The following is an 8,769-nucleotide window of genomic DNA, read 5'->3' as shown; positions in this document are numbered from 1 at the left end:
GCGCTGGAGGCCCGTTGCGCGTCGTCCTTGGCGGCCTCGGTCTCCCGCGCGGCCTTCTCGGCGGCCTCCTTGGCGAGCTCCGTCGCCGCGATCGCCTTCTCCGAGGCGTCCTTCGCGGCCTCGGTCTCCTCGGCGGCCTGCCGGCCGGCCTCCGTGGCCTGCTCCGCGAGCTGGGCGATGGTGGCCTGTTCCTGGTCACGGGCGCGGGCGATGTGCTGGCCGACGGCGAGGAACTCCCGTACGTCGTCCATCGTGCCGTTCAGCGCCGCCCGGCCCGCCTCCCGGGTGGCCTGGCCGCCGGTGCTGATGATCTGCACCACGGTCACGCGGTCGTCGTTGTCCTGGGCCGCGTACTGGCCCTCGTTCAGGAAGGCCCGGACGTCCTCGATGCTCCCGTTCAGCGCCGCGCGGCCCTTGGCCTGCACCTCACGGCCGCCGAAGGCCACGACACGTGCGGCCTCGACCCGCTGGTCCTCCTCCAGGGGCCGCTTCCAGCCGTCCTTCAGGAACGCCGTCAGCTGCTCGGACGTGCCCCCGAGCGCGGTTTCGGCGGCCTCGCGGACCGCCCGCCCGCCCATCGACAGGATCTGCACGGTGGCGACCCGGTCGTCACTGAGCTGCGCGACCACCCGCTCCTGGTCCAGGAAACGGCGTACGGCCGTGTCACTGCCGGTCAGCGCCGCCTCGGCGGCCGCGCGCACCCCCGGCCCGCCGTTCTTCCACAGTTCGACGACCTTGCCCCGGTCGGTCGCCGGTATGTGTTCCAGGCCGGTCGGCTCGGGTTCGACGGGGTCGTCGACGGCCGCGGCGGGCGCGGCGGACAGGAGTCCTGCCAACAGGGCCGGCAGCAGGGAGAGACCGACGGCCGTGGTCAGCCGTCTCCCCCCGCCGAGCAGTCTATTTCTCAATTGAGAAGCAACCTTCCGCTTCCCGGCCGTTCCCCTGGCCGGGGGTCGGATCTCGACCGGGAGAGCATACGCTTTGCCCCTGCTTTGTGAGCGCTTTGTTTTTGCTCGGTGCTTTGTTATGTTCGCTTTCCGCAACGGGGAGGCGGTGCTCTGCGGTTACAGCGGGCAAAAGGGGGCTTTCGTCGTTCGCTCTGTGTGGCGAGTGACGCACATCACTTTTCCTTTCCTTTTTCTGCTTCATTCCTGCTGCGTCCTATTTCGCGCATTCACCGGAAGGGAAACTTTGTGATATCCAGAACCCGCAGGCTGCTGTGCGCCGGTCTCGCCGGTGCCGCGGTCCTGGTCGGTGCCGCCGCCTACGCCGTGGCCGCCCCGCCGGACGCCGTCCGGACCGCGGCCGACGACGTCCCCCCGGTCGCCGTGGAGGACTTCACCTACCCCGGCGCCGCGAAGATCCTCGCCGAGCAGGGCATCACCCTCAAGCGCGGCGACGGCCGTATCACCCTGGCCACCTGCGACGCGGCCGCCACCGACCAGATCGAGGTCTGGACCCGGGAGAGCGCCGACGGCAAGTTCTGCTTCCGCTCCACGGCCGCCACCGGCTGGCTCACGCTGGAGATCCCCGAGGTCTACGCCCTCGCCACCGAGGCCCGCGCGGTCCGCGCCGAACTGAGCGCCGAGGGCCAGACCCAGACCGTCGACGTCGCCAAGGGCGAGTTCAAGGGAGTCGGAGAGGGCGTCGGCGACGCCCCCACCATCCTGCTCGAACTCCGCGTCACCGGCTGACCTCCGCGCTCCGACTCACAAGGGACAACCTCACCGTGGCCCACCACAGACCTCGTACGGCACTCACCGGCGCCCTGCTCGCCGCGTCCGTGGCGCTCGGCGTCGCCGGCCCCGCGCCCGCCGCCCACGCCGTCGCGGGCGACCCCGCCGCCGACGGCGCGTACGCCTTCACCGCCCGGATCGACATCGGCGACGGCGCCCGCCGCTGCTCCGGAGCCCTGGTCGACCCGTACTGGGTGCTGACCGCCGCGAGCTGCTTCGCCGACGACCCCTCCGGCAGCTTCCAGATCCGCGCGGGCAAGCCCGCCCAGGCCACCACCGCGGTCATCGGCCGCACCGACACCACCACCACGAGCGGCCAGTCCCGCACGGTCGTCGAGCTCGCCCCGCGCACCGACCGCGACCTCGTCCTCGCCCGGCTGAACCGGCCGGTCACCGGCATCGCCCCGGCCGCGATCGCCACCGCCATGCCGACCGCGGGCGAGAGCCTCGTGAGCACCGGCTACGGCCGCACCGCCACCGAGTGGGCGCCGCTGCGCATGCACCAGGGCACGTTCACCGCCGACACCGTCGGCGTGACCACCCTCGCAGTCACCGGCAAGGACGGCGACGCGATCTGCGCCGGCGACACCGGCGGCCCGCTCTTCCGCACGGTCAACGGCAGCGCGCAGCTCGCCGGGGTCAACAGCCGTTCCTGGCAGGGCGGTTGCTTCAACTCCACGGAGACCCGCACCGGCGCCGTCGCCACCCGCCTCGACGACATCCGCGACTGGGTCACCACCCGCGTCCAGGCCGCCCGCGTCGTCGACTTCAACGGCGACGGTGTCCGCGACACCGCGATCGCCGACCCGCAGGCCGCCGTCGGAACCGTCACCAAGGCAGGTGTCGTCCACGTCGTCCTGGGCGGCGGCAAGGGCACCCTCGCCCTGTCCCAGAACAGCGCGGGCGTGAGCGGTGGGGCGGAGGAGAACGACCAGTTCGGCTCCGCGCTCGCGGTGGTCGACCACAACCTCGACGGCTACACCGACCTGGTCGTGGGCACCCCGGCCGAGGACATCGGCAGCGCCGCCGACGCCGGCCTCGTCCAGGTGCTGTACGGCTCGGCGGACGGCCTCACCAAGGGCCCCGCCGAGCTCGCCCTGGAACAGGGGAAGGGCGCCGGCTCGATCCTTGCCTCCGCCTCCGAGGCCGGCGACCGCATGGGCCACTCCCTCGCCGCCGGCATCACCACCGCGGGCGACCCCTACCTCCTCATCGGCGTCCCCGGCGAGGACCTCGACGGACTGGCCAACGCGGGCAGCAGCTTCTACCTGCGCGGCACCACCAACCGGGCCATCAACCAGGGTTCGGCCGGAGTGCACGGCACGGTGGAGGCCGAGGACCGCTTCGGCACGACGGTCGCCGCCTCGCCGCAGCACCTCGCGATCGGCACGCCGTACGAGGCCATCGGCAGCGACGACGACTCCGGCGGCCTGGAGATCCTCAGCCACACGCTCAACGCGAACGGCATCCCGACCCCGCTGGCCGGCATCGACCAGGAGAGCACCGCGCCCGAGATCAGCGGTGCCTCGGAGGCCGGCGACAAGTTCGGCTTCTCCCTCGCGATGACGTCCTACCGGGCCACCGCGTCCTCCTCCACCGCCGCGACCGACTCGATCCTCGCGGTCGGCTCGCCCGGCGAGGACAACAGCACCGACGCCGACACCGGCCGGGTCGTGAACCTGCGGATCACGGCCGCGGGCGCGGTCAGCGAGCTCGCCGAGTTCAACCAGGGCTCGGCCAACGTGGCCGGGGACCCCGAGGCGGGCGACCGGCTCGGCGAGCAGGTCTCCGCGGTCTCGCTCGCGCCCGGCGCCGTCGCGACGACCAAGAACACGCTGATCGCGGTGGGCGTCCCGGGCGAGGACATCGGCACCGTCGCCGACGCCGGATCCGTGACGGTCTTCACCCCGATCGGGGCGCCCGGCGACACCGAGGTGGTCGTCGAGCCCGGCAAGGCCGGCGTCCCCGGTACGTCGGGGGCGGGACAGCAGCTCGGCGGGTACCTCGCCGCCGGTGCCACGCACCTGTACCTGGGCATGCCCAAGGGGCCGGGCACGCGTGGGTCCGCCTACGCGGTGCCGTGGGGCAACGTGACCAACGCGGGCGCGGAGACCGTCGTGACGTACGCGCCGGGAGCGGACGGCGTCCCCGCGGCGGGGGTGGCGTTCGGAACGGTGGTGCGCTGACCGGATCACCGGTTCGCGTGCGGTACCCCGCGTCCCCGAGGGGCGCGGGGTACCGCCGTGTGTCCGTCAGCTCTTCCGGCGCCCTATCAGATGCGGTTTCGCCTCCAGGCCGTCCAGGCCGTGCCAGGCGAGGTTCACCAGGTGTGCCGCCACCTCCGCCTTCTTCGGGCGGCGGACGTCCAGCCACCACTGGCCGGTCAGGGCGACCATGCCGACCAGGGCCTGGGCGTACAGCGGGGCCAGCTTGGGGTCGAAGCCGCGGCTCTTGAACTCGCGGCCCAGGATGTCCTCGACCTGCGTGGCGATGTCGGAGATCAGCGACGCGAAGGAGCCCGTGGACTGCGGGATGGGGGAGTCACGGACCAGGATGCGGAAGCCGTCCGTGTACTCCTCGATGTAGTCCAGGAGCGCGAAGGCCGCCTGCTCGCACAGTTCGCGGGGATGGCCCGCGGTCAGGGAACTCGTCACCATGTCCAGCAGGCGCCGCATCTCGCGGTCCACCACCACCGCGTACAGGCCCTCCTTGCCGCCGAAGTGCTCGTACACCACCGGCTTGGAGACGCCCGCCTTCGCTGCGATCTCCTCGACCGACGTGCCCTCGAAGCCCTTCGCGGCGAACAGCGTGCGACCGATCTCCAGAAGCTGGGCGCGGCGCTCGGCACCCGTCATCCGGGTGCGCCGGGCACGCCGCGGCTTCGCCTCGTTGCTCGGGGTACTGCTGGAGTCGGTCGCCACGGCGTCCATCATGCCGCCTCGGCGGCCTCCTTCTTGCGCCGGGAGCCGTCCCCGTCGGTGTTCCGGCGGGAATCGATACGCGAGCGTGACGGCCAGCGCACGTCGTACGCCCAGCCGGCCATCTCGAACCAGCGGATGATCCGCGCCGAGGAGTCCAGCTGCCCCCGCATCACCCCGTGCCGCGCCGAGGTCGGGTCGGCGTGGTGCAGGTTGTGCCAGGACTCACCGCAGGACAGCACCGCCAGCCACCACACGTTGCCCGAGCGGTCCCGCGACTTGAAGGGCCGCTTGCCGACCGCGTGGCAGATCGAGTTGATGGACCAGGTCACGTGGTGGAGCAGGCAGACGCGGACCAGCGAGCCCCAGAAGAAGCCGGTGAACGCGCCCCACCAGGACATCGTCACCAGGCCGCCGATCAGGGCGGGCAGCGCGAGGGAGAGCATCGTCCAGAAGATGAACTGGCGGGAGATCGCGCGGATCGCCGGGTCCTTGATCAGGTCCGGCGCGTACTTGTCCTGCGGGGTCTGCTCCTCGTCGAACATCCAGGCGATGTGGGCCCACCACAGGCCCTTGATCAGCGCCGGGACCGTCTCTCCGAACCGCCACGGCGAGTGGGGGTCGCCCTCGGCGTCGGAGAACTTGTGGTGCTTGCGGTGGTCGGCCACCCAGCGCACCAGCGGCCCCTCGACCGCGAGTGAGCCCATGATCGCCAGCGCGATCCTCAGCGGCCGCTTGGCCTTGAAGGAACCGTGGGTGAAGTAGCGGTGGAAGCCGATCGTGATGCCGTGGCAGCCGAGGTAGTAGAAGAAGACCAGAAGGCCCAGGTCCAGCCAGCTCACCCCCCAGCCCCACGCCAGCGGCACCGCCGCGAGCAGCGCGAGGAAGGGGACGGTGATGAAGAGCAGCAGCGTGATCTGTTCGATCGAGCGCTTCTGCTCGCCGCCCAGTGTCGCGGAGGGAGTGGTCGGGCCGTCGGTCGCCTTCGGGGCGTCATCGATCACATCGGAGCTCGTGGTCATGGGGCGTCCCCTGTGGGGTCGAGGGTTGAGACAGGTGCCGGGCTGCGGGAATCCTTCCCGGGTTCCGTGACGACGATCCCTACGGTTCCGTAACCTACGGCATCGTAAGTATGGCAGTGCGTCGCCGTCTCACGGCAAGAGCCCAAAAGTCTGCGCGTCCGCATCGACACCTATCCTTGGAGTCGGTCGGACAGCGCGGTCCGCTCTGAATTCTTCCCGGATGCCCGGCCCGTATGCGGCGGCTGCCGCACGACCGCACTCCGGGTTCCCCTCCCGGACGAGCTTCAACACTGCAAGGAGCCGCACCTGTGAGCAGTGCCGACGACCTGACCCCGAGCGCCACGTCGACCAGTAGTGAGCTGCGCGCCGACATCCGCCGCTTGGGCGACCTCCTGGGCGAGACCCTCGTCCGCCAGGAGGGCCCCGAGCTGCTGGAGCTCGTCGAGAAGGTGCGCCGCCTCACCCGAGAGGACGGCGAGGCCGCCGCCGAGCTGCTGCGGGGCACCGAGCTGGAGACCGCCGCCAAGCTGGTGCGCGCCTTCTCCACCTACTTCCACCTGGCCAACGTCACCGAGCAGGTGCACCGCGGCCGGGAGCTGCGGGCCCGGCGCGCCGCCGAGGGCGGTCTCCTCGCCCGCACCGCCGACCGCCTCAAGGACGCCGACCCCGAGCACCTGCGCCAGACCGTCGCCAACCTCAACGTCCGCCCGGTCTTCACCGCGCACCCGACGGAGGCCGCCCGCCGCTCGGTGCTGAACAAACTCCGCCGGATCGCCGCCCTCCTGGAGACTCCGGTCATCGAGTCGGACCGGCGCCGCTACGACACGCGGCTGGCCGAGAACATCGACCTCGTCTGGCAGACCGACGAGCTCCGGGTCGTGCGCCCCGAGCCCGCCGACGAGGCCCGCAACGCCATCTACTACCTCGACGAGCTGCACGCCGGCGCGGTCGGCGACGTCCTGGAGGACCTCACCGCCGAACTGGAGCGCGTCGGCGTCAGGCTCCCCGACGCCACCCGCCCCCTGACCTTCGGTACCTGGATCGGCGGCGACCGCGACGGCAACCCCAACGTCACCCCGCAGGTGACGTGGGACGTCCTGATCCTCCAGCACGAGCACGGCATCAACGACGCCCTGGAGCTCATCGACGAGCTGCGCGGCTTCCTGTCGAACTCCATCCGCTACACCGGTGCCACCGAGGAACTCCTGGAGTCCCTGAAGGCCGACCTGGAGCGCCTCCCGGAGATCAGCCCCCGCTACAAGCGGCTGAACGCCGAGGAGCCGTACCGCCTCAAGGCCACCTGCATCCGGCAGAAGCTGGAGAACACCAAGACCCGCCTGGCCAAGGGCATCCCGCACGAGGACGGCCGCGACTACCTCGGCACCAGCGAGCTGCTCCAGGACCTGACCCTGATCCAGAGCTCGCTGCGCGAGCACCGGGGCGGGCTCTTCGCCGACGGCCGGCTGGACCGCACCATCCGCACCCTCGCCGCGTTCGGCCTCCAGCTCGCCACCATGGACGTCCGCGAGCACGCCGACGCCCACCACCACGCCCTCGGGCAGCTCTTCGACCGGCTCGGCGAGGAGTCCTGGCGGTACGCCGACATGCCCCGCGACTACCGCGCCAAGCTGCTCGCGAAGGAGCTGCGCTCCCGCAGGCCGCTGGCGCCCACCCCGGCTCCGGTGGACGCGGCCGGCGAGAAGACCCTGGGTGTCTTCCAGACCGTGAAGCGGGCCCTGGAGGTCTTCGGACCCGAGGTCGTCGAGTCGTACATCATCTCGATGTGCCAGGGCGCCGACGACGTCTTCGCCGCCGCGGTCCTCGCCCGCGAGGCGGGACTTCTGGACCTGCACGCCGGGTGGGCGAAGATCGGCATCGTGCCGCTCCTGGAGACCACCGACGAGCTGAAGGCCGCCGACACCATCCTGGAGGACATGCTCTCCGACCCGTCCTACCGGCGCCTGGTCGCGCTCCGGGGCGATGTGCAGGAGGTCATGCTCGGCTACTCCGACTCCTCCAAGTTCGGCGGCATCACCACCTCGCAGTGGGAGATCCACCGCGCCCAGCGCCGGCTGCGCGACGTGGCCCACCGCTACGGCGTGCGCCTGCGCCTCTTCCACGGCCGCGGCGGCACCGTCGGCCGCGGCGGCGGTCCCTCGCACGACGCGATCCTCGCCCAGCCCTGGGGCACCCTGGAGGGCGAGATCAAGGTGACCGAGCAGGGCGAGGTCATCTCCGACAAGTACCTCGTGCCGTCGCTGGCCCGGGAGAACCTGGAGCTCACGGTCGCGGCCACCCTCCAGGCCTCCGCGCTGCACACCGCCCCGCGCCAGTCCGACGAGGCGCTGGCCCGCTGGGACGCGGCGATGGACGTGGTGAGCGACGCCGCCCACGCGGCCTACCGCAGGCTGGTCGAGGACCCGGACCTGCCGAACTACTTCCTCGCCTCGACGCCGGTGGACCAGCTCGCCGACCTGCACCTCGGCTCCCGGCCCTCCCGCCGCCCCGGCTCGGGCGTCTCCCTGGACGGACTGCGCGCCATCCCGTGGGTGTTCGGCTGGACCCAGTCCCGGCAGATCGTCCCGGGCTGGTTCGGCGTCGGCTCCGGTCTGAAGGCGCTGCGCGAGGCGGGCCTGGACACGGTGCTCGACGAGATGCACGAGCAGTGGCACTTCTTCCGGAACTTCATCTCCAACGTCGAGATGACCCTCGCGAAGACCGACCTGCGCATCGCCCGCCACTACGTCGACACCCTCGTCCCCGAAGAGCTCCGGCACGTCTTCGCCGTCATCGAGGCCGAGCACGAGCTGACCGTCCGCGAGGTCCTCAAGATCACCGGCGAGGCGGAACTCCTCGACGCCACCCCGGTCCTCAAGCAGACCTTCGCCATCCGCGACGCCTACCTGGACCCGATCTCCTACCTCCAGGTGACCCTCCTCAAGCGCCAGCGCGACGCGGCGGCCGCCGGCGAGGAACCCGACCCGCTGCTCTCCCGCGCCCTGCTCCTGACGGTCAACGGCGTGGCGGCCGGCCTGCGCAACACCGGCTGACCTCCTCCACGGAAGAAGGCGGTGCCCCCGGATGTCCCGGGGG

At 71.6% G+C, this 8,769-nt stretch carries 6 protein-coding genes; 3 read left to right on the top strand and 3 right to left on the bottom strand.

Annotation, left to right across the window (positions count from 1 at the left end; translation table 11 throughout):
• A partial coding sequence (locus tag ACFULQ_RS47540; protein WP_383557645.1) for an ALF repeat-containing protein occupies positions 1-908 on the bottom strand: 908 nt, incomplete at its 3' end.
• 285 nt (positions 909-1,193) lie between these two features.
• Here ACFULQ_RS47540 and ACFULQ_RS47535 point away from each other — a divergent pair.
• Both ACFULQ_RS47535 and ACFULQ_RS47530 read left to right on the top strand, forming a co-directional pair.
• Entirely contained in the window at positions 1,194-1,694 is a 501-nt protein-coding gene (locus tag ACFULQ_RS47535; protein ID WP_383557642.1) for a hypothetical protein, read from the top strand.
• 35 nt (positions 1,695-1,729) lie between these two features.
• Complete coding sequence (locus ACFULQ_RS47530; RefSeq protein WP_383557639.1) at positions 1,730-3,922, top strand: trypsin-like serine protease; 2,193 nt, start codon at positions 1,730-1,732, stop codon at positions 3,920-3,922.
• 66 nt (positions 3,923-3,988) lie between these two features.
• Here ACFULQ_RS47530 and ACFULQ_RS47525 read toward each other — a convergent pair whose 3' ends face one another.
• Positions 3,989-4,669: a TetR family transcriptional regulator gene (locus ACFULQ_RS47525; protein WP_123761272.1), complete on the bottom strand. Its 681-nt coding sequence runs from the start codon at positions 4,667-4,669 to the stop codon at positions 3,989-3,991.
• Positions 4,666-5,676, bottom strand: coding sequence for an acyl-CoA desaturase (locus ACFULQ_RS47520; protein ID WP_383557636.1), 1,011 nt, complete (start codon positions 5,674-5,676; stop codon positions 4,666-4,668). The genes ACFULQ_RS47525 and ACFULQ_RS47520 overlap by 4 nt, the downstream gene beginning before the upstream one ends.
• Before the next feature lie 308 nt (positions 5,677-5,984).
• Here ACFULQ_RS47520 and ppc point away from each other — a divergent pair, with 308 nt between their 5' ends.
• Positions 5,985-8,726 (top strand): phosphoenolpyruvate carboxylase, encoded by a 2,742-nt coding sequence (ppc, locus tag ACFULQ_RS47515; RefSeq protein WP_383557633.1) that lies wholly within the window; start codon positions 5,985-5,987, stop codon positions 8,724-8,726.
• Positions 8,727-8,769: the final 43 nt, after the last annotated feature.

This window comes from Streptomyces sp. NPDC057253 (assembly GCF_042669125.1).
Lineage (GTDB): Bacteria > Actinomycetota > Actinomycetes > Streptomycetales > Streptomycetaceae > Streptomyces.
This window is presented reverse-complemented; position numbering and strand designations above follow the sequence as displayed.